Origin of the sequence: Acinetobacter sp. ANC 5414 (assembly GCF_013004295.1) — a bacterium.
Taxonomy (GTDB): domain Bacteria; phylum Pseudomonadota; class Gammaproteobacteria; order Pseudomonadales; family Moraxellaceae; genus Acinetobacter.
Genome location: NZ_JABERM010000002.1, coordinates 14,227 through 35,805 on the forward strand (window position 1 = coordinate 14,227; position 21,579 = coordinate 35,805).

The window sequence follows — 21,579 nt, forward strand, 5'->3', positions numbered from 1 at the left end:
AAAGCGTGAATACAACATCTCAATCATTTATTTCTTAAGGATGCTCAAAGTGGTCGCACAAATTCGAATTGGTCAGGGAATGGATGTACACGCCTTTGAAGAAGGTGATTTTGTCACTTTGGCAGGGATTAAAATTCCACATACTCAAGGTTTAAAAGCCCATTCAGATGGTGATGTGGTATTACATGCTTTATGTGATGCGTTATTGGGTGCTTTGGCTTTGGGCGATATCGGGCAGCATTTTCCAGATACCGATCCGAAATTTAAAGGTGCTGATAGCCGTGTTTTGCTTAAACATGTCTATCAACTGATTTTAGATCGTGGTTATGTGTTAAATAATGCCGATATTACAGTCGCATGTGAACGCCCAAAATTGGCGAAACATAATTTAGAAATGCGTCAAAGTATTGCAGATGTTCTGGATGTACATGTCACACAAATTAGTGTTAAAGCCACAACCACAGAAAAATTAGGCTTTACCGGACGTGAAGAAGGTATTTTATCGACTGCAACAGTGTTGATTTCGCATCAGGCAAAATGATCTGGATGGATCAAAGACTGCTGTAATTCTTGGGTGGCTTTGCGACCTTGCAGTTGTAGGGCTACCGCATGGATGAGACCTGTCCAGGTTTCATTCGGTTCCCAAATGCTGTGCATCAGCTCTTGCGCCGTAGGCATGTCCATATCCATATAGTACTGACGATATAAATACATCAAACTACTGACATGATAATTTTTGCTGCAATGTAGCCAGACCATTTTTTCTTGTACTAAATGAGCCAGCATGTCTAATATCAGTAAACATTGGTCATCAGACGGTGTTTCTGGCGAAATGGGAAACTGAATATAATTTAAGCCTAAATCTAAACAAATTTTATCTTGATGATCTAAATGCTGCTCTGCATCAGACAATCCCAGATTCACAATCGTGGTCACGCCGTATTCTTTAATCAGTTTCAACTGTTCAGCAGTGGGCTGAGCTGAGGTGAATAGGTGTTCGTGAATAAACTGGAAATTCTCGATGTGGCTTAATGCATTTTCAATTTGATTCATAAGATAAAATTTTTCCTAAGGTTAAAGTAGAAACGCCATCTGGTTAGATGGCGTTTTAAATCTCTTAGCGATTTGGTAAAACGTCTTTCAGTGCTTCATGCATATCGAGCAGGGCTTTTTCTGTGGTTTCCCAATCGATACAGCCGTCAGTCACTGATTTGCCGTATTCAAGATCATCCAGATTTTCAGGAATATCCTGGCGACCGCCTTTAAGATGGCTTTCAACCATAAGACCCACAATCGACTTGTTGCCATCCAGAATTTGTTCTGTGATGTTTTTCAATACCAGCGGTTGTAAGTACGGGTCTTTGTTTGAATTGGCATGACTGGCATCAATCATGATTTTGTTGCTGACTTTCGCTTTCGCCAAAGCATTTTCAGCTTCTGCAACAGAACCTGCATCATAGTTCGGTTTGCCATTACCACCACGTAGAACTACGTGTGCGTATTGGTTGCCACTGGTACGAATGACAGAAACCTGACCTTGATCATTTAGACCGAGGAAGCTGTGACCGTGTTTAACCGATTGCATGGCATTGGTCGCAACTGTTAAACCGCCATCTGTACCATTTTTAAAGCCTACAGGTGATGATAAGCCTGAAGACATTTCACGATGCGTCTGGCTTTCGGTGGTACGTGCACCAATCGCTGACCATGAAATCAGATCTTGATAATATTGTGGCGAGTTCGGATCAAGTGCTTCAGTGGCACACGGTAATCCTTTTTCATTCAGTTCAACCAAAAGCTGACGACCAATACGAAGACCTTTTTCAATGTTGAAAGAGTCATTCATGTCAGGGTCATTAATTAAACCTTTCCAGCCCACAGTCGTACGCGGTTTTTCAAAATAAACGCGCATCACAATATAAAGGGTGTCTTTCACTTTTTCGCTTAAAACTTTGAGACGATCCGCATATTCATGTGCAGCAACCGTATCGTGAATTGAGCAAGGACCAATGACCACGAATAGACGTTTGTCTTTGCCATCCAAGATATTGCGAATGGTTTCACGGCCTTTAAGGACGGTTTGATAGGCATGTTCAGTCAGAGGCAGCTCTTTTTTTAATTCAGCAGGAGTTACCAAAGGCTGAATGCTTTGTACATTCACGTCGTCGATGTCAGATTGTGTAATAGGTTTTGACTGTAGTGTATTCATTGCCGTCACTGGTTCGATCATACAAAAGTTTATTCTCAATCTGAATATAACACGAATGTATGTTCACAATGTTATAAAAAAGATCAATATATAGGTCAAAAAAAAGTGATGAATCGTATAGTTAAATTAAACTTTCATCGATTTTTCAATAATGATCACTTGCGCTGTAGCCGGTTTTTCTACAGGTTTTGCTTTGACCGGATGAAGCATGAAATTCATGCCTAATGCGAATAGGGTAATCCCCAAAATCTTACGGATAATTTTTTCTGGCAGACGGGAACTGATCAAAGTTCCAACGATAATTGCAGGAATTGAACCGACCAATAACCATCCGAGTAAGTGTAAATCTACATTACCCGAACTCATGTGTCCAAGCCCTGCGACTAAAGTCAAAAGCACGGCATGGACAACATCGGAACCGATAATACGGATCATCGGTAAATTCGGGAACATCAGCACAAGCGCCATGATACCAAAGGCACCAGCACCGACTGAAGAAAGGGTCACAAATACGCCAAGTACAATACCCATAATGATAATATAAGCACGTTTGTCTTTGGCTTGCAGGTTAACCTTTTCCAAATCCTGCGTCATATCCAAAGGGACATCCTTACGGAACTTGTTAAAGAAGCGTTCAATGTGACCGCGGAACACGATAGAAATACCGGTCAGGGTCAGCATAAAGCCCAAGACCATAGTCAAAACAGCTTTATAGCTACTTGAATGACTGAGGTAATTTTCTAAAACCCAATGGGTTGCAAACGAAGCGGGAATACTACCCACAGCAAGCCAAAGGACAATCGGCCAGACAATATTCATTTTTTTTGCGTGAACTAAAGATCCGCAGAATTTTGAAATTGCGGCATACAGTAAGTCTGTTCCAATGGCAATATGTGGCTCGATTCTAAACAGGCTAATCAGGATGGGAGTCATTAATGAACCTCCACCAACACCTGTAATCCCAACGCAGAAACCGACCAAAACACCTGCTAAAATAAATTCGAGTGGACCAAACATGGTTATATGCCAAATATCAAAAAACGTGCATATGTTATGACTTTTTCATATAAGTCGTTGTCTTGATTATTGATTTACTTATTCTAAAAAAAGAAATAGAAAATAGCGTTGATCAGGCAGGACGATAAAGCCTCATTTCTGATGAGAAAAAATAGCTTTGCACCGCTATCATGATTAATCTGAAAGATCAGCTATGTTAAACTTTAAAAAATTTGAGGATAAACACTTGCAAAATCGGAAGCTTAAAATCGGTATCGTTGTCGGGGAAGTGTCTGGAGATACGCTTGGCGCTAAACTTATCCGTAGTTTTCGTGAGCAAGGAATTGATGCCGAATTTGAAGGCATCGGTGGTCCGCAAATGATTGCAGAAGGCTTCAAGAGTTATTATCCGATGGATATTTTATCGGTGATGGGGATTGTTGAAGTCTTAAAAGATATTAAAAAACTGTTTGCTGTCCGTGATGGATTGGTCGATACATGGACTAAAGATCCGGTCGATGTGTTTGTCGGAATTGATGCACCGGACTTTAATTTGCGCTTATCCAAAAGTTTAAAACAGAAAAATCTGCCGATTAAAACCGTGCAATATGTCAGTCCTTCAGTTTGGGCATGGCGTCAGGGACGGGTACATGGCATTAAAGCCAGTATCGATTTGGTGCTGTGTTTATTTCCATTTGAAAAAGCCTTTTATAAGCAATTTGATGTTCCCGCTGCTTTTGTCGGTCATCCATTGGCAAGTCAACTGCCGCTCACAAATCCACTGATTGATGCCAAGCAAGAACTTGGCTTAAATGTTGAACACAAACATATCGCACTTTTACCGGGCAGCCGTCGTGGTGAAATTGAAAGACTCGGTCCATTGGTGCTGGATGCCGCCAAGATCGTCAGTCAAAAGTACCCTGAATATGTATTTTTGATTCCTGCGATTAATGATGCACGCAAGCAGCAGATTGAAGCATTGCTAAAACAGTATCCTGCTGATTTTGTAGCTAAAGTTTGCTTAATGGAAAATATAGATACGGAATCTAAAATTGGTCGTCAGGTCATGAATGCCTCAAATATTGTGGCATTGGCTTCGGGAACCGCAACTTTAGAGGCGATGTTATTGCATCGTCCGATGGTGACCTTTTATAAGTTGAACTGGCTGACTTATGTGGTGATCAAATTCCTGATCAAAATTCCTTATTATTCTTTACCGAATATTATTGCCGGTAAAAAAATCGTTCGAGAATTGATTCAAAGTGATGCAACGCCGGAAAATTTGGCTGCTGAAATTGAAAAATTGATGAATGGTGAAACCGCACAAATTCAGGCGATGCAGCACATCACCATGCACAAGAAATTGCTTTCAGGCAATAGTGAAGATCCTGTTCAAGCGATTTTGAACATCTTAAATCCGGTGAATACATCAAACCCAGAATAATTTACTGAAATTGTTGCCGATACTGGCTAGGGGTTAAATCAAACAGTCGTTTAAAGGTTTGGCTAAAGGCCGTTTCTGAAGAATAACCTACGCGATGGGCAATTTGCTGAATGGATAATTGTCCTTCACGTAAATGCTGTGAGGCCAAACGTAAGCGATACTGCTGTAAATAGGCTAAAGGTGTTTCACCCACAATACTGCTAAATAAGGTGGCAAATTTAGAACGGGACATGCAACATTGTTCAGCCAAACTTTCCACCGTCCAGGCCTGTTCCGGTTTGCCGTGAATAGCAGCCAAAGCATTCGCCAGTTCAGTATGTGCCAAAGCCCTGAGCCAGTTGTTGGAATCCTGTAATTGCGCAATGTAGTCACGGACACATTCAATAAATAGAATACTGACCAGATGATCGAGAATTTTGTCGCGACCCGGTCGAATTTGATAGGCTTCAACCGCCAAAAAATGTAAACCAATCTGTAGCCATTCCGGTGCGGTACTGCCGGTAATATGATGAATATGAATATAGTTGGGCAGGGCATTCAGTAAAGGTCGCGCCATAATGGTATCGATATGGCAGCGGATCGCTAAAATGAGCGCAGGCTCACCGCTAACACTTCCAAACTCGATGGTTTCTTGTCTTTTTTGATCAAAAAGTTCAGTGATATTTAAGGCTTCAACTAAATTACTTTTATGACTGCTGTGACAAGAATGATTTTGTCCTGAAGGGATCAGCACCAGATCACCTGCTTCGACCTGAAGTTGGGCGTGAGGATTCAGTTGAATCGTCATATTGCCCACCAGAACCACATAGCCAATCATGGCATCTTGTTCCTGATACGAATATGCCCAGTCACCTTGCGGTTTTAAATAAATATATTCAGATTTATTAAGATGAATATCATCAAAAATTTTACTTAAAGCATCCATGTATTATCGTTCTGTCATCATCTAATAAAAATTATAAAAAGCTTTGATTCACTCAAGCATGTGTTTTCAGGTCAAATATTGGCTATTGATGCCAAGGACGTTTGCATAGCTTTTTTGGACGTTTAAAACTGTTCTTGATGGCCCATTTCTAGAAATATAACGGTAGAACAAAAAATAGGGAAGATCGCCAGCATGAATGCACCAGTAAATTTAAATCAAACAATAATTCAAACCCTACCCACTGCTTCAGGTTTAGCCCTCGATAAAAAACGCTATTGGTGGTTATTAAGTCCGGGTTTGCCTGTGATTGGCATGGGGATTTTGGCAGGCTATCAGTTTGGTCCAAAGGCGACGAAAAAAATATTTGCTTTAGGTGGTCCTCTATTACTGCATGTGATTATTCCCAGTGTTGATGCCATTGTAGGCAAGGACAGTAACAATCCAAGCGATGACCAAATTACCTCATTAGTGAACGATCCTTATTACGATCGTATTGTGAAATTGTTTATTCCTTTGCAAATGGCAGCCAATCTATTTGCAGGCTATGTGGTGAGTCGTAAAGAAACCTCTTTTCTGGATCAGATCCTGTTAGGGATTTCGATGGGAGCAATTAATGGCGTGGGGGTCAATACTGCGCATGAGTTGTCGCATAGACCAAATAAAAAAGATCACTATCTTTCTCATGCCACATTAATGCCACTGTTTTATAATCATTTTCGGGTAGAACATCCGTATGGACATCATAAACGTGCGGCAACGCCTGAAGATCCGGCATCGTCTAAAATGGGAGAAACCTTTTATGAGTTTTGGCCAAGAACAGTATTTGGCGGCATTAAATCGGCAGTTGAAATTGAAAAAAACCGTTTAAAACGCAAAGGCTTGTCTTTCTTTAGCAAGGAAAATGAACTGTTTCACGGCTGGGCGATGAGTGCGGGCTTCCATGCCAGCATGCTGAAGTTATTTGGTAAAGATGTAATTCCTTATTTGGCCACGCAGGCATTTTATGGCATCAGTTTATTTGAAATTATTAACTATATTGAGCATTACGGTTTAATGCGCGATAAAAAAACAGATGGTTCTTATGCGCGTACCATGCCAGAACATAGTTGGAATAATAATAACATTACCACGAATTTGTTTTTGTACCAGTTACAGCGCCATTCAGATCATCATGCCTATCCTACACGTCCATTCCAGGCGCTACGTAATTTTGATGAAGCGCCTGAACTGCCAAGTGGTTATGCAACCATGTTATTGCCGGCTTTAATTCCATCGCTATGGTTTAAAATGATGGATAAACGTGTATTTGACCATTACGAGGGCGATTTAAATAAAGCCAATATTCATCCAAAACGCCGTGCGAAAATATTCAAAAAATTTGGCGTGCTTGATCGACTGTTAAATAAAGAATAACGGGCAATAAGCTGGACATTTAAGATTTTTTGAATACGTCTTTAATTGATAAATCATTAAAAAAGCCCATTCGAGGGTGAATGGGCTTTTTACAATATCGTATTATACTGATTTTATATGACAATTTAATTACATTCCATATAGCGTGTATTATGTTGATTTTAGGAAAACTAATATAATGGCCCTTCTTTTATTTACAGTAGATCAATGCCGAAATGTCGCAATACAGCAGCCCATAAAATGAAGATAAGAACAGTCATTACACAGCAAATGGCTATAGATGGCCAAAATCCATAACGCTGATAAAGTATGGGGAATGCTAAGAACATAGGCAAGGTCGGCACCACATACCAAAAGGTATACCAAGCATGATTTGAAATTTTTTGTGGATCTTGATGCTCAAGTTTCATCCATATCAGCACAAGTACCGTCACGATAGGTAAGGCTGAAATTAGTCCTCCTAAGCGGTCACTACGTTTAGCAACTTCTGAAATAAGTACAATCATACCTGCCGTGATAGCGTACTTAGTGATAAGCCAAGCCATATAAATGTCCTATAGCCAAAATCCTATTTTATAGTTTGTTTAGCAGTATAGTTGTTACAAGAAGTCAAAAAAGTATGGATCTGATGTCCATTCCATCCATCAGAGTATTTTCTCTGCAATACTTGTATATTAATATAAATATCAATTACTTAAAAATTTAAGTCTGAGCGAGAAATAGGCGACAACCCAATGTTAAAATAATCTGGTTGTTTATTAATCAATAATGGGAGTTTTAGCTCGTAAAGATTCAGGGCTATTTCCTCTCGCCTCGAATTTAGACAAGAGTATCTAAATACAAATTAGTATTGCAGCTAAGCTCATTGTATTGCCTGTACTATCGTAGTTGAAATTATTAATGTTTAATATGCTCTAAATCAGTGCAATAATATGATGCAATTTAGACCAAGCCTTGAGGATCAATATGAATTTTTTAAAAAAGAAAAATAAAGCTAGCTTTGTATTCTTCATCATCACACTTTATTCATTCATCGGATTCGGTTTAGGTTACCTCATTTGGGAATATTTTTTATAAATGCTCAGGAAGTCATAGGGGCTCTGCCTTGAGAGAGAGCTTCCCACAAGAAATATAGAAACTTTAATGTTGAGTGAAAACTGAAACTTCAGTTTTTATTTTATTTCTCTATTTTTATTCATAACATATTAATAAATATAGAATTATTTAAATAATTTTATTCTCTTAATCTCAAAATACAGATTTTATTAAATACAATCTCGTATATGGATATATTTACTCACTTAGATTCTCAGACAAAGTGTCCCAGAGATGAGTTAATAAGCGGAAAATAGCCTAAGCATGCTAAACATTGACTTTGAAAAAGCATATAATTTAGTTATCCCGTTTTTTATATAATCGAAAAATGACACCTGCTTGCAAAGTTTTGAAATCAAATAAAATCGAATTTTCTATCCATGAATATGAACACAATGTAAATACAAAAAGTTTTGGATTAGAAGCGGCTGAAAAGTTAAATTTAGAAGTCAAAGAAGTCTTTAAAACTTTATTGGTGACCGATGATAAAAATTACTATGTCGCTGTTTTACCTGTTGCACATCAATTAAGTTTAAAGAAAATAGCTGCAGCAGTAGGGGCTAAAAAACTACATATGGCAGATCCTAAAGATGCCGAACGCTTAACTGGGTATCTGGTGGGTGGGATCAGTCCAGTCGGGCAAAAAAAGCGATTAAAAACGGTAGTTGATGGGTCTGCAGCGTTATTGAACAAGATATATGTCAGTGGTGGAAGAAGGGGGTTGGATATAGGGGTGAAGCCTGATGAGTTGGCTCGGGTTTTAGGTGCTAAATTTGCCGATATTATTGATGAATAATCATGTGATTTAACACTATTAATTTGAGTATGGTTTTATGTGTTACTCACATTATTACTCACTTTTCCTATTCCCTTAAAATAACAAAAGCCGCATTAAGGGTCACGTTTTGATTTAGAGGGATGGTTACTGCAATTTGGGACATGGTTATATACCAACACAAGTTCAAGCGGTCGTACTGTGAATCCTATTGCCGTAGCGAAGGATAATACTGTAAAGGCGAAGAAATCTAAAAAGCTTAATGTTGACCAGCAGTTGCAGATTATTTCGGATTATCTCACAGGTGATTATGTACCACCAAGACCACGTAAAACGAGAATGACTTGTGAAATTGATGACAATGAAGCTAGAGCGGTTCAGCGTTTGGTTTTAGATCTGCAAGGGCAATCTGAGGTGTTGGATGATTGGATGGATGCAATCATTGGCCGTTACTTCTATAGCAACTCCTGGTCTGAAATGGTGACTGATGAACGCAGTCAGTTAGATGCTCGAATGGATGTAAAGTGTGGGTTGGCTGCATTGCATAGCCGGTATGGGTTTATTCAATATAATTGAACAAAATTATCTAGTTGTATATATTTGATTTTTTTTTATATTAATAAATGAGTTTTATAGTATGCAAGAAAAAGGTATGAATTTTTTAGCGAAAGTTTTTAAGAAAAAACAATACATGGAAGAATTTCTTGATGGAAAACTCTATATGAATTGCTTAGGGTATTTTAAAAATGTTGAAGATGCTAAAAATACACAATATGATTCCAAAGAAGGTATTAAGAGTTATTTACAGCCACATGATGTGGAGATGGAAATTAAATTTGGTGATCAAGTAATTAAATTAGATGTAAGAAATCTTGCAGCACCAGTAATTATTCAAAATAATGGATATAATAATTTAAAAATTATATGTTTTTATTCTCCATATATTGATTATTCTGATTTAAAGGCAAGTAAAGAAGATATAAAAATAACTGATAAAATGAAAAATGATTTTGGTGACCATGTAATTATTATTACAAATTACGAAGAGTTTTCTAAAAGATTACAAGCTGCCCTAGATATTTCTGAGGATATTGAATTCTGTGGACATAAAAAAGTAGATTATTTCCCTCATAATTTTCATGGAAGCTTTGAAGATCATGAAATACCTTTTAAAAAACATGAAGATTTTTCTTTTCAGAAAGAATATAGAGTCATTGCTAGAACAAAACAGCATGATGAGCAACCCCTTGTAATCAATATTGGTGATCTTAGGGATATATGCTTACCTTTTACAGTTGATCAATTTAATGACATAGAATTAAATATAAAAAAAATACCTTAAGGTGTTTTGTTTAGCTCGTGAATAACTCTAATTTGCTTCACTTCATAAACTTGAGCATTCTTAAATTCATCAGTAACTAAGCATAGAGATTTTAAGCAAATAGGTGTAAGGAATAAATTCTCATTTGATTTGGATTCTGAATTCACAACAAATTATCACTTCAACTTGATCTGGCTAAATCAGATGCAAGCCTAGCGGGTAGTGTTTTAGGAAGTTATCGCAAGAAAAGAGATTTATTAATGACTGCAAATACTGAAGTTGGGAGACTTATGCAGCCATGCTTATTTGAATAAAAACCACACTCTCGCCATCTCCGGGTGGTTTTTTAATGCTTGATAAATAACCTGCTTCAGCTATAAATGAATCTTATACTTTAAAATGTAGTGATATTTTGAACAAGATTATAGCTTTAGTGCTTTTAACTTTGGTTGCAACTATAGCTTATTCGCATAGTGGTCGCACAGCAAGTGATGGATGTCACAATGAAAGAAGTACAGGAACACGACACTGCCATTAATAATAAAAGCACCCTAGGGTGCTTTTTTAATGCCGCTTATATGTAGAACTTGTGGTTGTTTGCTCTTTTATTACTCAGGCGTGGTTTTTTCTTGTGGTTGTGGGGTGCTGGTCGGGGCAGCTTCTTGGATTGTTGCCTTGGGTTTGCGGTTAGGCATATAGTCTGGGTCGCTGGTCATGGCTAGGTATAGAAAAGTAAAAAAGATAGTGGTTATAGCACCAACTATGGCAACGAATTTCCAACCTAAAACGGTTGATTCTGAGTCATCTGATGAGGAGTTGTTTTTCATGAAAAAGCCTAAATAGCAAAAAATAAAAGTGTCACCTTTATATTATAAAACTGATTTATGAGAAAAACCATGTCATATGCATTTATGGAATATCAACCACTTTTGGTTTTTAAATGCCAAAAGAAAAGCACCTCATGGTGCTTTTTTAATGCTTAAATTTTTCCCCGAGATTCCATCATGAATGATTTTTTCTTAGCAACAAATCGAAGTATTAAAGTTCCTATTTTGGATATTGATATTGAAGTCCGTCAGATCCAAATGAAGGACTTTGATACTTGGGCGATGCATGCAAAAGTACTTGAAAACTTTATTAAAGATAAAGATCATTCAGATGAGATTTTGACAGAGGCATTAGCTTATAGTTCTTCAAGAGCTGCTCTCAGGTGTTTATCTTGGCTTCTAATATATGATTGATATATTGTAGCATCTAGTCGATCTTCTTCAGACTGGCTGTTACCTAATAAGCTATACAACCTGTCTATTGCTAAAAAAAGAGTTTTAAATTCAATATCAAAGTAGTAATCATCATAAAAATCTTCATTCTTAATTTGTTGATTCAACTTTTCATAATTTCTTTTGAACGTATTTAGCATGTCTTTAGCAAAATTTATATCTGTTGAATCACAGCTAAAAATTACATTTTGTGTTTTTTCTAGTGGATAGAATGATTCTGCTCCAATTGTATCTTTTACAATCTTTCTTAAATCTATCATCGGTTATTCTCTGTATTTTTTAGTATATCTATATTGATTATTTATTTTAAAGCGGTCAAGAGATGATCAATTAATTAAAACCTTAAAGTTTTTTCGATATTTTATATATCCCTGTACAGACTAAAAGAGTCACCAAAAAAACCATTTCTCTATGTTTTTGCTGTGTTACTGCAAACAGCAAGAAAGAAGAATACACAATAATTAAGCTATCAAATTTCAGTTGCTGACAAGCACTTAAAAGCCTGTCCGAAAATTGAGGCGTGTCACCTATGCTTTATTTGGTATAATTATCTAAAAATAGACTAGAATCCTAGTCACTTTTATTTTTTACGGTACATTTAAAATATATAAATAAATTAATTATATAAAACAATATTTTAAAATTTAATTCGTGTGCACGCTGAGTAACTTGGAATCACTTGTCACAGCTGACTTGAAAATTATCAACCCGTTAAAAAACAAAAAATATGAGTTGAATATAAAATGGACAAAATTCATTAAGCTGCTATTGTTGCGTGTATAAAAAATAAAATTTGGTTAAATTGAATAATGAATCAAAACAATAAGATTCTTATCGCTGCAAGCCTAGCGAATGGTGGTTGTTTCTCGATGATTTTGCCCATACTTGCACCTTTGGTTCGTCAAATGAAAATGACCGAACTGCAAGGTGGAGCCTTGATTTCGGCAGGTGCATTATTGATGGCGATCGGGGCCATCTACATTTCTAAGCAGCAAAATAAATACAGTATTTATAGTTTATTAAGTATTGGTTTTATCGGTATGACCCTCACTTGGGGCTTATTTACTGCGGTTTTGGCTTATGGGCTTGAATATCATTTTGCTACGATGCTGCTGTTTACCTTGTTATTGTTGGCTCGGGCAAGTATGGGAGTATTTATGGCGATGCCCCAAATCGCCTTACAAACCTACGTCATGACCAAATATACCTCAGAACAACATCGCAGCCAGACCATGTCGAAGTTTGGAGCGTTAAATAGTACAGGTTTGGTGCTTGGACCATTTTTAACGACGCTTTTATTGGCTTGGGGCATGCTGACGCCGTTATGGGTTGCCTTTATTATTTTTGCTGTAATTAGCCTTTATATTGTACTGGAATTTGATCGCCAAGAAGCGGATGTTTCTCATACTTCTGAGCAGGTTATACCCACTGAAAATATGACATTCGCCCACAATGAAGCATTTTCTTTGCATAACAGTATGGGGTGGTTTGTATTAGGATTTAGTCTCTATATTGCGATTGTCACATTAAATCTAACCGCAGGTTTCTATATACAAGATCAATTTCAAATTTCGACTCAGCAGAGTGCAATTTACTTTGCTCAATGTTCTTTGATTGCCGGAATATCATTAGTGATTACGCAAACAGCTATTTCCAAGTTTTTACAATGGTCTGTGCAGCGCTTATTGTGGATTGGGCTGGTGTGCATGATGCTGGGCTTGCTGATCTCCATTCGCACCACACATATTCATATTTTTCAAAGTGCCTATGTTTTATATGGTGTGGCTGTGGCTTGTCTTACTCCTGCATTTACCACAGGTGCTGCTCAATCTGCACCGCAGCATCTACAGGTTAAAGTTGCCAGTTTTTGTACTGCGACACAAGCTTTAAGTTTTGTATTTGGTCCATTGGTCAGTACCGGCTTGTATCAGTGGCATAGTGATTATCCATTTTATTTATTAATGATAATGTTTATGTTGCTCGCTGTTTATTTCTTGTGTTATCAAAAGAATATGCAGCCATCTTCAGTCCCGGTGTGATTTTCTTTATGCAGTTATAGTTCTAAGTTGGTGGCTGGGGATTTATTGATAAAGCAATAATGTTTGTGACACGATTTAAGTATAAAAAAGCTGAATATAATTCAGTGTTGGTTGAATATTACTAAATCAACACCCCGAGAAAATAAACACCATTCATGCTTTAATAAGGTGGTTGAATTTAAAGTGATTTGATGTGTGTTCTTAAAGCCTTCTACGCCCGTTGTTCCTACACTTGCAGGGGATTATCCTGAATGGCATCGCGGACGCGAGCATTTTTCGTTATGGTATATCGAAATTGAGCATCCAGAATTATTAGAGTATTTAAATCAGCTGCGTTCGGTTTTTTCAGATTTTTTATACACACCCAATACCCGCCAATTTCACATTACTTTATTTGTTTGTGGCTTCCTCACCGACCAAAACCCAGTTTGGGATGATGATTTTTGCATTGAAAAGATGCATCAACATATTCAACATTTAACAAATGGTTTTCAGAATAAAATTCAATTAAAAACCGGTCGCATCAACAGTTTTGAAAGCGCCTTATTTGTCGAAGTTATTGATGAAAATGGCATCCTTTTAAAATTGCGTCATTTACTCGGACAAAGTTGCGATGAAATTGCACCGCTCGACTATTGTCCACATCTTACTTTAGGTTTGTATCATCAAGATTTTAATAGCGATTTAATTTTTAATCGTATCAACAGCATCGAACAAAAAAGCTTTGAATTTTCAGTCGACCAACTGACTTTTGGCACATATAACGCAAAAATATTGCAAGGTCAGCTTTCTCCATTTCATCAATTTCAATTGGGTGACGTATGATGCAACTCATTTTAGGTGGCGCACGTTCTGGTAAAAGTCGCCTTGCGGAACAAATCGCAAAAGATTCAAATCTTAATGTAACTTATATTGCAACCGCACAAGCATTCGATGCCGAAATGCAGCAACGTATTCATCATCATCAAGCACAACGTCCAGCACATTGGACTGTAATTGAAGAACCTTTATATTTAGCCAATTGTTTAATCGAGCTTGATCAACCCAATCAAGTGATTCTGGTCGATTGCTTGACCTTGTGGATGAGCAATTTATTGATGCATGAAAATCCTGAATTACAGATGCATCAATGCCAAAAGTTGCTGGATATTTTACCGATATTAGAGTCAGACGTTATTTTAGTCAGTAATGAAACAGGTTTGGGCGTCATCCCGATGGGGGAACTTAGCCGTAAATTTGTTGATGAATCGGGACGTTTGCATCAACAGTTAGGGCAGATTGCCGATAAAGTGGTGTTTTGTGTTGCGGGTTTTCCCATGATTTTAAAAGGAGAGAAATAATGAACTGGTGGTTGGATGCGTGTGAAACGCCAAGTGCGGAAGCAAAAAAACTGGCTGAAGAACGTCAATTACAACTGACCAAACCAACAGGCTCATTATCTGAACTTGAAAATACGGCGGTGCTATTGGCAAGTTTGCAAGCAAATCCCCGTCCCAATGTAGATCAACCCTGGATCACGATTTTTGCCGGTGATCATGGCGTGATGGAAGAAAATATTTCTGCCTATCCACAAGCCGTGACGCGTCAAATGCTGCAAAACTTCACCACGGGTGGCGCTTGTATTAGCGTGATTGCCAAAGAATATAATGCCAAATTACAAGTGATTGACTGTGGTTCTGTGGGAGATGCCTATGAATATGCAGGCGTAGAACGTCATTGTATTATTCCGGGAACAGCGAATTTTGCCAAACACGTTGCCATGACTGAAGCACAGTGTATTGAAGCCATGAATCTGGGACGTAAAAGCGTAGAAGATGCTGTGGCTTATGGTGCATCTATTTATGTTGCTGGGGAAATGGGCATTGGCAATACCTGTTCTGCATCAGCAGTCGCCTGTTTTTTGCTGAATGAACCTGCTGAACAGCTCACAGGTGTGGGTACGGGTATTCGTGAAGAACAATTAAGTCATAAAAAAAATGTCATTAACCAAGCCCTCGCTTTACACCAAGATTATGTTGATCAGGATGTCTTTAAAGCACTTTGCGCGGTCGGTGGTTTGGAAATTGCAGCAATGACAGGTGCCTATATTCGCTGTGCACAGCTCGGTTTGCCTATGCTGGTCGATGGTTTTATTACCACAGTTTCAGCACTTGTGGCGGTACGTTTAAATCCTGTAGTCCGTGAGTGGATGCTGTTTGGACATCAATCGGCTGAATATGGACATCAGCGTTTATTGCAGGAACTGAATGCAAAAAATCCATTACTCAAACTGGACTTGCGTTTAGGCGAAGGTAGTGGTGCCGGGGCTGCTTTAGGCGTGATTAAACTGGCGTGCAGTCTGCATAACAACATGGCCACTTTTGCAGAAGCAGCCGTTATTGGCGAAAAAGTTTAATCCTAAAAGTATTCAACAGGATATTGAACATGTTAAAGATTGATCTGCTTCGCCATGGTGAAACGACTCTAAGTCATACCTTGCGCGGTTCTACAGATGATGACTTAACCGAGTTGGGTTGGTCGCAGATGCAGCAGACCATAGATCAATCTTGGCATGCAGTTAAGCACGATTCTATGCATAAATCGGTGCAATGGGATGTAATCTTTAGTTCGCCCTTAAAACGCTGCCGTTTATTTGCAGAATCGGTCGCAGATCAAAAGCAACGATCTATCTTTTACGATGCAGGTTTGCAAGAAATGCATTTTGGCGATTGGGAAGGCATATCCACCCAAATAATTTATGAAAATGAACCTGAATTACTGGAGAATTTTTGGCAACAACCCACTCAATTTACCCCACCCAATGCAGAAAATATGCAGGATTTTTATCAACGCATCTTCAATAGTCTGGAAAAAATGCAACAACAGATGCTGGAAAATGGTTGGCAGCATGCTTTGGTGGTGACGCATGGCGGTGTAATTAAACTTTTAAAATGTATCGCTTTAAATCATTCACTGGATGATATTTTAAAAATGACTGCAGAATTAGGGCAACTCAATTCCTTTGCAATTCATGAAGATGCTTCAATCCATTTGCTCAAGGAATAACGGCAATGACACCATTTTTTATTGCCTTGCAGTTTTTAACGACATTTCCTGTTCAGTTGAAAGAAATGCCGAGCAAACAGCAAAATGGTCAATCTTTACTGTTTTATCCACTGATTGGTTTGATGATTGGTGTGATTTTATTTGCTATTGCCACGCTGCTGCATGCATTGCCGGTGATCTTGCTAAGCAGTTTGATTTTAGTGGTCTGGATCTGGTTGACGGGTGGCTTGCACCTGGATGGTTTAGCCGATACTGCCGATGCCTGGGTCGGTGGTTTTGGCGATAAAGAGCGCACATTAAAAATCATGAAAGACCCGAGTTGTGGGCCAATTGGGGTTTTAAGTTTAATTATCCTATGTCTGATTAAATGGTCAGCACTGTATGTATTATTAGAAAAACAACTCTATTCAGCACTCATTTTATTTCCGATATTGGGTCGTTTAGCCCCCTTATTTTTATTTTTGACTACCCAATACGTGCGTGAAAAAGGTTTAGGATCTTCAATCGCAGAATTTATTCCTAAAACGGGCGCAGTGATTCTATTTATATTGTGTTTGGTTGCATCTGCATATTTTGCGTGGACGGGGATTTTAACTGCCATTACTTTTGTAACCACACTCATCTATTTACGCCATAAATTTATTCAGCGGATTGGTGGAATAACTGGCGATACAGTCGGAGCAAGTATTGAAATTACAGAGGCTGTGAGTGTTTTGAGTCTGGTCGTATTTAGTTTTTATTTACCGGTGATTTGGCTTTAAATATTTTTGCTTCAATTAAGCTTTAAAGCAAGCACATCATATCTGCCATGGCAACTCCTGCAATACCGGTAATCATGGTAAATAAAATCACCAATTTAACTGAACCCACCAATATTTGAAGTCAGTTCTATGGCAAAGGGTGTGGAAATAGAACGTGCCATCAAACTGAACGAGGTTTCTTGATTAAAGCTGAATAACTTTGCCAAATAAAATGAGCTCATCACACCGGCTATTTAGAACGCCAAAAAATCCAGTTTTAAGCTTTGCTCAATCCTATTTATAGACAATTTGGTGGCTTAGGAATACCTGCCAAACGGCTTAAATGACGTGCCACCAAGCCGGTGTTAAATTTGTCTTGTAACACTGCATTATTGATGTCGGAACTGACCGTTTTCATCAGAAATTTAATCAGTGGGCGAGTTGCCGGTGAATGTCCAAACTGTTGGTAAAATTGGCGTACTGCATGCAGGACTTCAAAATGCCATGCTGTAAGTTCTAAACTTAAAGTGTTTGCTAATTCTTGAGCAACTGCTTCATTCCAAATGGTGTAATCGACTAAGTGACCATCTTGATCGAGTTCTAAATTCATCATTAATCTCAAATTAGTTCAAACGAATACAACGGGTATGGTTCAGGCAAATGTCTGCAAATTCGGCATAAGATATAATCTTCATATTCTCGGTTTTTTGTCCTGCCAAAATTTCAGCATCAGTTTCCAACACATAGAGGCAATCCAATTGTTGCAAGAAAGACTGTTGAAACTGCAATACAGATTCACCCATTAAAATAACGCTATCTTCAGGGCTGTAGAGTTGTTCGAGTTTTGCCAGTACAGAAGGGGTCGCTGAAAACATACTTTGTACTAAATATAAGCTTTTATTCGACATGATCATTTCACTCATCATCTTTACCAGTACAGCACAAAATTAAAACTTTGAATAAACTCACTATTCAGCTCCACAAATTCAATATCCTGCTGAGCTTGAGTCACAAAATGAGCGTGCTGATTTTTCTTTTCCACTAACACAGGGGTGAGGTCGTAAAACTCAAAGCTATCGACCATATTGGATGCAATTTTAAAGGCATGTTTAAGCTGTTCAAATTGCAGTTCTGAATTAAGTAAACTTAAAGCTGCATCTTGCAGCAAAACTTTGACTTCACAGCCAAAAGTCGCCAGCACCATGGTGGCAGACAAGCTTTCATGCACTTGTAAATTGGCAAGATTGGCTTGAGTTAAAATAACGAGTACAGATTTCACACAATTTACCTTTTAAAAGCAACAAATTCCAAAAAATAACGTCTTAGAATTGAATCAGACGTTCTGCTGATTGGATGGCATCGGCAAGTTCACCCAGTCCAACCAATTCAAAGCCTTGAGCAAGATTGTGCTGGTTAATTTGATGTCGTTTTGCATTTTCCTGATCGGTAATACCACGTGCCAATGCAGCACTGACACAAACCGGCAAGCGAATGGCCAACTTTTGCCATTCTTCAGTCAAATGACGTTGATCATCAGGAGTCCACTGTAAGGCATTCGCAACAGAAACACCGTCCTGATAGAAAAACACGCGAAATGCTTGGTTTTTAGCCTGTAAAGCCTCTGCCAAACCAAGGGCATGCCAAGCATAGATCGAGGTTGGAGCGGAGGTAATTAGTAATAAGGTACTCATTGAAATTCACTTGAGGAATGCCCAATCCAATGTTGATGCATCCAGACTTCATAAGAAAAAGGTAGTATACAATGATTTTAGTGACTGGTGGTTTAGGCTTTATAGGTTCCCATATTGCTTTAAGCCTGATGGCGCATGGGCAAGAAGTCATTATTGTCGATAATTTATCCAATGCAAGTTTACAAACATTAGAACGACTTGAATATATTTCAGGCATGTATGTGCCATTTGTCAAAATTGATATTCGCAATACACCGGCTTTAAACAAAGTTTTTGAACAATATTCTGTAGAAGCGGTCATTCATGCCGCAGGCTTTAAATCAATTGAAGAATCAGCACTTAAGCCGCTGGAATACTATAACGATAATGTCAGTTGCATTATGAGTTTGCTGCGTGCCATGCAGCGCACTGGAGTCAGAACCTTAATCCATTTATCCAGTTTGGCCGTGTATGGACAGTCGAGTTCGACCCTGTCAGAAGATACACCTTTTAACTATTCTTATCCGAATCCTTATATCAAGTCGCAACAAATGGCAGAAGAAATCATAAGAGATACTGCACTCACAGACAGTGAATGGAAAATTGCGATCTTGAGATTAAGTAATATTTCGGGTGCATTTGAACATGCTGTTTTAGGCGAGTTTGTTGCACCCTTGCCTAAAAATATTATTCCCTTGGCATTGCAAGCGGCAGCCAAGCAACGAGACTATATCGAGTTACGTCAGCAAGCTCAGACCTTAGACCGCACCGTTGAACGCAGCTTTTTACATGTGCTGGATTGCTGTGATGCGATTATAGCGACTTTACAGTGGCTCAGAACTCAGCCCTATACCTGTGATGCTTTTAATATTTCAGGGCAGAATATGTCCATTCGTGCTTTGTTGAGTGAAGTTGCCAAAGTCACCAAGAGCGAAATTAAAACCATAGATGCACCATTTTATGCCTATGCTGAATTAGACCAGGTTGGGGCAACTGCAGGGAAAGCACATGAAATTTTAAAATGGCAGCCTAAACGCACGATTACCCAAATCATAGAAGATTCCTGGCGCTTTTATCAGCAAACCTTAAAAGGACGTTAAAGAAAATATATGTAAATAATAATCATTTATAATTGTAAAATGTTTGATTAAGATCATTAAATATGTCAAAACAGTTGAATTGGCGAAAGTTATAAAACTACATGGAAATGAGGTTGATGATGCAGACACGTATTGAACACGACACCATGGGCGATGTTGAAGTTCCGAGTGAAGCAATGTGGGGTGCGCAAACACAGCGTAGTTTGCAAAACTTTAAAATAGGGCAAGAACGCTTACCCCGATTCATGATTCGGGCCATGGGTCTGGTAAAAAAAGCGGCAGCTATCACCAATGCCGAGTTAAATCAAATTCCGCATGAATTGTCACACTATATTGTCAATGCAGCGGAAGAAGTGATTGCTGGGAAATGGGATGCACAATTTCCATTGGTCGTGTGGCAAACAGGTTCAGGTACACAAAGCAACATGAACTGTAATGAAGTCATTGCCAATATTGCCAATCAAAAATTGGGCAATCCGTTAGGTTCGCAAAAGCCAGTACACCCGAATGATCATGTGAACCGTGCACAATCGACCAATGACTCTTTTCCAACGGCTATTCATGTCGCAGCAAGCTTGCAGATCAATGAACTGCTCATTCCAGCAGTACAACGTTTACGCGATACATTAGATGAAAAGTCGAAAGAGTTTTCGGACATTGTGAAAATTGGACGTACACATTTACAAGATGCAACGCCGTTAACGTTGGGGCAAGAATTTAGTGGTTATGTGGCGCAGCTCGATCATGCCTTAAAACGTTTACACTATGCTTTATTGGGCTTATATGAATTACCTTTAGGCGGTACGGCAGTCGGAACTGGCTTAAATGCACATCCTGATTACGCCGTAAAAGCAGCGGCACAATTGGCAAGCTTAACCGATTTACCTTTTGTCACTGCACCGAACAAGTTTGAAGCTTTGGCAGGGCGTGACGCTGCGGTATTTGCATCGGGTGCTTTGAAAACATTGGCAGCCAGTCTAAATAAAATTGCCAATGATATTCGCTGGTTAGCAAGTGGTCCGCGTTGTGGTTTTGGTGAAATTCGCATTCCTGAAAATGAACCCGGCTCAAGCATTATGCCAGGCAAGGTGAATCCGACCCAAAGTGAAGCCATGACCATGGTCGTCGCTCAAGTATTGGGTAATGACACGACAATTAATGTCGCTGGAGCTTCGGGTAACTTTGAGCTGAACGTATTTATGCCAGTGATTGCATTTAACTTATTGCAATCGATTCAATTACTGGGTGATGCATGTAATAGTTTTAATGATCATTGCGCAGTCGGTATTGAACCAAACCGGGAAAAAATTGATTATTTCCTGCATAACTCGCTCATGTTGGTCACCGCTTTAAATCCGGTGATCGGTTATGAAAATGCCGCGAAAGTAGCAAAAACTGCATATAAAGAAGGCAAGACTTTAAAACAGGTAGCGGTTGAATTGAACTTGGTGACAGCAGAACAGTTTGATGCTGTGGTGATCCCTGAAAATATGGTTTCAGCTAACGTGAAATAAGCATCTAAAGGCT

26 protein-coding genes and 2 pseudogenes are annotated in these 21,579 nt (G+C 38.6%); 16 read left to right on the top strand and 12 right to left on the bottom strand.

Annotated elements, in window-relative coordinates; genetic code table 11:
* Positions 1–49 precede the first annotated feature (49 nt).
* On the top strand, positions 50–541 hold the full coding sequence (gene ispF / locus HLH18_RS02000; protein ID WP_131287286.1) for a 2-C-methyl-D-erythritol 2,4-cyclodiphosphate synthase: 492 nt from the start codon (positions 50–52) through the stop codon (positions 539–541).
* On the opposite strand, the gene HLH18_RS02005 is transcribed toward ispF, so the two are convergent.
* From HLH18_RS02005 to HLH18_RS02015, 3 genes are all read right to left on the bottom strand, one after another.
* Positions 529–1,053 carry a protein tyrosine phosphatase family protein gene (locus tag HLH18_RS02005; RefSeq protein WP_171545618.1) on the bottom strand — a complete coding sequence of 175 codons (525 nt, stop codon included), beginning with the start codon at positions 1,051–1,053 and terminating at the stop codon, positions 529–531. The two genes, ispF and HLH18_RS02005, sit on opposite strands and share 13 nt — an antisense overlap.
* 64 nt (positions 1,054–1,117) lie before the next feature.
* Positions 1,118–2,209, bottom strand: a complete 1,092-nt coding sequence (locus HLH18_RS02010; protein WP_214647243.1) for a 3-deoxy-7-phosphoheptulonate synthase — start codon at positions 2,207–2,209, stop codon at positions 1,118–1,120.
* A 126-nt stretch (positions 2,210–2,335) separates the two neighbouring features.
* Positions 2,336–3,226: a sulfite exporter TauE/SafE family protein gene (locus HLH18_RS02015; protein WP_171545620.1), complete on the bottom strand. Its 891-nt coding sequence runs from the start codon at positions 3,224–3,226 to the stop codon at positions 2,336–2,338.
* 226 nt (positions 3,227–3,452) lie between these two features.
* Here HLH18_RS02015 and lpxB point away from each other — a divergent pair, with 226 nt between their 5' ends.
* A complete protein-coding gene (lpxB, locus tag HLH18_RS02020) occupies positions 3,453–4,649 on the top strand; it encodes a lipid-A-disaccharide synthase (RefSeq protein WP_171545621.1) in 1,197 nt (398 codons plus the stop codon).
* A 1-nt stretch (position 4,650) separates the two neighbouring features.
* Here lpxB and HLH18_RS02025 read toward each other — a convergent pair whose 3' ends face one another.
* Positions 4,651–5,574, bottom strand: coding sequence for a helix-turn-helix domain-containing protein (locus HLH18_RS02025; protein WP_171545622.1), 924 nt, complete (start codon positions 5,572–5,574; stop codon positions 4,651–4,653).
* Between the two features lie 192 nt (positions 5,575–5,766).
* Between HLH18_RS02025 and HLH18_RS02030 the strand changes: the two genes are divergently transcribed.
* The gene (locus tag HLH18_RS02030; protein ID WP_171545623.1) at positions 5,767–6,987 is read left to right on the top strand and encodes an alkane 1-monooxygenase; all 1,221 of its coding nucleotides are present in this window, start codon (positions 5,767–5,769) and stop codon (positions 6,985–6,987) included.
* Positions 6,988–7,181: 194 nt separating this feature from the next.
* Here HLH18_RS02030 and HLH18_RS02035 read toward each other — a convergent pair whose 3' ends face one another.
* Complete coding sequence (locus HLH18_RS02035; protein ID WP_171527854.1) at positions 7,182–7,532, bottom strand: DUF3147 family protein; 351 nt, start codon at positions 7,530–7,532, stop codon at positions 7,182–7,184.
* 421 nt (positions 7,533–7,953) lie between these two features.
* On the opposite strand from HLH18_RS02035, the gene HLH18_RS02040 reads away from it, so the two are divergent.
* From HLH18_RS02040 to HLH18_RS02060, 5 genes and pseudogenes are all read left to right on the top strand, one after another.
* On the top strand, positions 7,954–8,064 hold the full coding sequence (locus HLH18_RS02040) for a hypothetical protein (protein ID WP_171545624.1): 111 nt from the start codon (positions 7,954–7,956) through the stop codon (positions 8,062–8,064).
* A gap of 346 nt (positions 8,065–8,410) precedes the next feature.
* Positions 8,411–8,878 (top strand): Cys-tRNA(Pro) deacylase, encoded by a 468-nt coding sequence (gene ybaK, locus HLH18_RS02045; RefSeq protein WP_171545625.1) that lies wholly within the window; start codon positions 8,411–8,413, stop codon positions 8,876–8,878.
* A gap of 102 nt (positions 8,879–8,980) precedes the next feature.
* Positions 8,981–9,433, top strand: a pseudogene (locus HLH18_RS02050) (hypothetical protein); the annotation flags it as partial.
* A 61-nt stretch (positions 9,434–9,494) separates the two neighbouring features.
* Positions 9,495–10,199: a hypothetical protein gene (locus HLH18_RS02055; RefSeq protein WP_171545626.1), complete on the top strand. Its 705-nt coding sequence runs from the start codon at positions 9,495–9,497 to the stop codon at positions 10,197–10,199.
* A 412-nt stretch (positions 10,200–10,611) separates the two neighbouring features.
* A complete protein-coding gene (locus HLH18_RS02060) occupies positions 10,612–10,716 on the top strand; it encodes a YHYH domain-containing protein (RefSeq protein ID WP_350642246.1) in 105 nt (34 codons plus the stop codon).
* 70 nt (positions 10,717–10,786) lie between these two features.
* On the opposite strand, the gene HLH18_RS02065 is transcribed toward HLH18_RS02060, so the two are convergent.
* Positions 10,787–11,005, bottom strand: coding sequence for a hypothetical protein (locus HLH18_RS02065; RefSeq protein ID WP_067722770.1), 219 nt, complete (start codon positions 11,003–11,005; stop codon positions 10,787–10,789).
* Between the two features lie 356 nt (positions 11,006–11,361).
* On the bottom strand, positions 11,362–11,718 hold the full coding sequence (locus HLH18_RS02070; protein WP_171545627.1) for a hypothetical protein: 357 nt from the start codon (positions 11,716–11,718) through the stop codon (positions 11,362–11,364).
* Between the two features lie 549 nt (positions 11,719–12,267).
* Between HLH18_RS02070 and HLH18_RS02075 the strand changes: the two genes are divergently transcribed.
* From HLH18_RS02075 to HLH18_RS02100, 6 genes are all read left to right on the top strand, one after another.
* Positions 12,268–13,497: an MFS transporter gene (locus HLH18_RS02075; RefSeq protein WP_171545628.1), complete on the top strand. Its 1,230-nt coding sequence runs from the start codon at positions 12,268–12,270 to the stop codon at positions 13,495–13,497.
* Between the two features lie 195 nt (positions 13,498–13,692).
* Positions 13,693–14,322, top strand: coding sequence for a 2'-5' RNA ligase family protein (locus tag HLH18_RS02080; protein WP_171545629.1), 630 nt, complete (start codon positions 13,693–13,695; stop codon positions 14,320–14,322).
* Positions 14,319–14,837, top strand: a complete 519-nt coding sequence (gene cobU / locus HLH18_RS02085; RefSeq protein ID WP_171545630.1) for a bifunctional adenosylcobinamide kinase/adenosylcobinamide-phosphate guanylyltransferase — start codon at positions 14,319–14,321, stop codon at positions 14,835–14,837. The genes HLH18_RS02080 and cobU overlap by 4 nt, the downstream gene beginning before the upstream one ends.
* Positions 14,837–15,892 (top strand): nicotinate-nucleotide--dimethylbenzimidazole phosphoribosyltransferase, encoded by a 1,056-nt coding sequence (gene cobT / locus HLH18_RS02090; RefSeq protein ID WP_171545631.1) that lies wholly within the window; start codon positions 14,837–14,839, stop codon positions 15,890–15,892. The genes cobU and cobT overlap by 1 nt, the downstream gene beginning before the upstream one ends.
* A 29-nt stretch (positions 15,893–15,921) precedes the next feature.
* Positions 15,922–16,542, top strand: a complete 621-nt coding sequence (locus HLH18_RS02095) for a histidine phosphatase family protein (protein WP_171545632.1) — start codon at positions 15,922–15,924, stop codon at positions 16,540–16,542.
* Between the two features lie 5 nt (positions 16,543–16,547).
* Positions 16,548–17,303, top strand: coding sequence for an adenosylcobinamide-GDP ribazoletransferase (locus HLH18_RS02100; protein WP_171545633.1), 756 nt, complete (start codon positions 16,548–16,550; stop codon positions 17,301–17,303).
* Between the two features lie 34 nt (positions 17,304–17,337).
* Here the strand turns inward: HLH18_RS02100 and HLH18_RS02105 are convergent.
* The 5 genes and pseudogenes from HLH18_RS02105 to tusD all read right to left on the bottom strand — a co-directional run.
* Positions 17,338–17,536, bottom strand: a pseudogene (locus HLH18_RS02105) (LrgB family protein); the annotation flags it as partial.
* A gap of 44 nt (positions 17,537–17,580) precedes the next feature.
* Entirely contained in the window at positions 17,581–17,892 is a 312-nt protein-coding gene (locus HLH18_RS02110) for a TusE/DsrC/DsvC family sulfur relay protein (RefSeq protein ID WP_171545634.1), read from the bottom strand.
* Positions 17,893–17,905: 13 nt separating this feature from the next.
* On the bottom strand, positions 17,906–18,205 hold the full coding sequence (locus HLH18_RS02115; protein ID WP_250852355.1) for a DsrH/TusB family sulfur metabolism protein: 300 nt from the start codon (positions 18,203–18,205) through the stop codon (positions 17,906–17,908).
* A 5-nt stretch (positions 18,206–18,210) separates the two neighbouring features.
* Positions 18,211–18,561 (bottom strand): hypothetical protein, encoded by a 351-nt coding sequence (locus HLH18_RS02120; RefSeq protein WP_171545635.1) that lies wholly within the window; start codon positions 18,559–18,561, stop codon positions 18,211–18,213.
* Positions 18,562–18,604: 43 nt separating this feature from the next.
* Positions 18,605–18,973, bottom strand: a complete 369-nt coding sequence (gene tusD / locus HLH18_RS02125) for a sulfurtransferase complex subunit TusD (RefSeq protein WP_171545636.1) — start codon at positions 18,971–18,973, stop codon at positions 18,605–18,607.
* A gap of 71 nt (positions 18,974–19,044) precedes the next feature.
* Between tusD and HLH18_RS02130 the strand changes: the two genes are divergently transcribed.
* Together HLH18_RS02130 and fumC are read left to right on the top strand one after the other, a co-directional pair.
* Complete coding sequence (locus tag HLH18_RS02130; RefSeq protein WP_171545637.1) at positions 19,045–20,052, top strand: SDR family NAD(P)-dependent oxidoreductase; 1,008 nt, start codon at positions 19,045–19,047, stop codon at positions 20,050–20,052.
* 119 nt (positions 20,053–20,171) lie between these two features.
* A complete protein-coding gene (gene fumC / locus HLH18_RS02135; RefSeq protein ID WP_171545697.1) occupies positions 20,172–21,566 on the top strand; it encodes a class II fumarate hydratase in 1,395 nt (464 codons plus the stop codon).
* Positions 21,567–21,579 lie beyond the last annotated feature (13 nt).

What these genes read in the sequence shown, in the direction of transcription:
- HLH18_RS02005 (WP_171545618.1), bottom strand. Translation starts at nt 1,053, where the DNA reads ATGAATCAAATTGAAAATGCATTAAGCCACATCGAGAATTTCCAGTTT.
- HLH18_RS02010 (WP_214647243.1), bottom strand. Translation starts at nt 2,209, where the DNA reads ATGAATACACTACAGTCAAAACCTATTACACAATCTGACATCGACGAC.
- HLH18_RS02015 (WP_171545620.1), bottom strand. Translation starts at nt 3,226, where the DNA reads ATGTTTGGTCCACTCGAATTTATTTTAGCAGGTGTTTTGGTCGGTTTC.
- HLH18_RS02025 (WP_171545622.1), bottom strand. Translation starts at nt 5,574, where the DNA reads ATGGATGCTTTAAGTAAAATTTTTGATGATATTCATCTTAATAAATCT.
- HLH18_RS02030 (WP_171545623.1), top strand. Translation starts at nt 5,767, where the DNA reads ATGAATGCACCAGTAAATTTAAATCAAACAATAATTCAAACCCTACCC.
- HLH18_RS02035 (WP_171527854.1), bottom strand. Translation starts at nt 7,532, where the DNA reads ATGGCTTGGCTTATCACTAAGTACGCTATCACGGCAGGTATGATTGTA.
- HLH18_RS02040 (WP_171545624.1), top strand. Translation starts at nt 7,954, where the DNA reads ATGAATTTTTTAAAAAAGAAAAATAAAGCTAGCTTTGTATTCTTCATC.
- ybaK (WP_171545625.1), top strand. Translation starts at nt 8,411, where the DNA reads ATGACACCTGCTTGCAAAGTTTTGAAATCAAATAAAATCGAATTTTCT.
- HLH18_RS02055 (WP_171545626.1), top strand. Translation starts at nt 9,495, where the DNA reads ATGCAAGAAAAAGGTATGAATTTTTTAGCGAAAGTTTTTAAGAAAAAA.
- HLH18_RS02065 (WP_067722770.1), bottom strand. Translation starts at nt 11,005, where the DNA reads ATGAAAAACAACTCCTCATCAGATGACTCAGAATCAACCGTTTTAGGT.
- HLH18_RS02070 (WP_171545627.1), bottom strand. Translation starts at nt 11,718, where the DNA reads ATGATAGATTTAAGAAAGATTGTAAAAGATACAATTGGAGCAGAATCA.
- HLH18_RS02075 (WP_171545628.1), top strand. Translation starts at nt 12,268, where the DNA reads ATGAATCAAAACAATAAGATTCTTATCGCTGCAAGCCTAGCGAATGGT.
- cobU (WP_171545630.1), top strand. Translation starts at nt 14,319, where the DNA reads ATGATGCAACTCATTTTAGGTGGCGCACGTTCTGGTAAAAGTCGCCTT.
- cobT (WP_171545631.1), top strand. Translation starts at nt 14,837, where the DNA reads ATGAACTGGTGGTTGGATGCGTGTGAAACGCCAAGTGCGGAAGCAAAA.
- HLH18_RS02095 (WP_171545632.1), top strand. Translation starts at nt 15,922, where the DNA reads ATGTTAAAGATTGATCTGCTTCGCCATGGTGAAACGACTCTAAGTCAT.
- HLH18_RS02100 (WP_171545633.1), top strand. Translation starts at nt 16,548, where the DNA reads ATGACACCATTTTTTATTGCCTTGCAGTTTTTAACGACATTTCCTGTT.
- HLH18_RS02110 (WP_171545634.1), bottom strand. Translation starts at nt 17,892, where the DNA reads ATGAATTTAGAACTCGATCAAGATGGTCACTTAGTCGATTACACCATT.
- HLH18_RS02115 (WP_250852355.1), bottom strand. Translation starts at nt 18,205, where the DNA reads ATGAGTGAAATGATCATGTCGAATAAAAGCTTATATTTAGTACAAAGT.
- tusD (WP_171545636.1), bottom strand. Translation starts at nt 18,973, where the DNA reads ATGAGTACCTTATTACTAATTACCTCCGCTCCAACCTCGATCTATGCT.
- HLH18_RS02130 (WP_171545637.1), top strand. Translation starts at nt 19,045, where the DNA reads ATGATTTTAGTGACTGGTGGTTTAGGCTTTATAGGTTCCCATATTGCT.
- fumC (WP_171545697.1), top strand. Translation starts at nt 20,172, where the DNA reads ATGCAGACACGTATTGAACACGACACCATGGGCGATGTTGAAGTTCCG.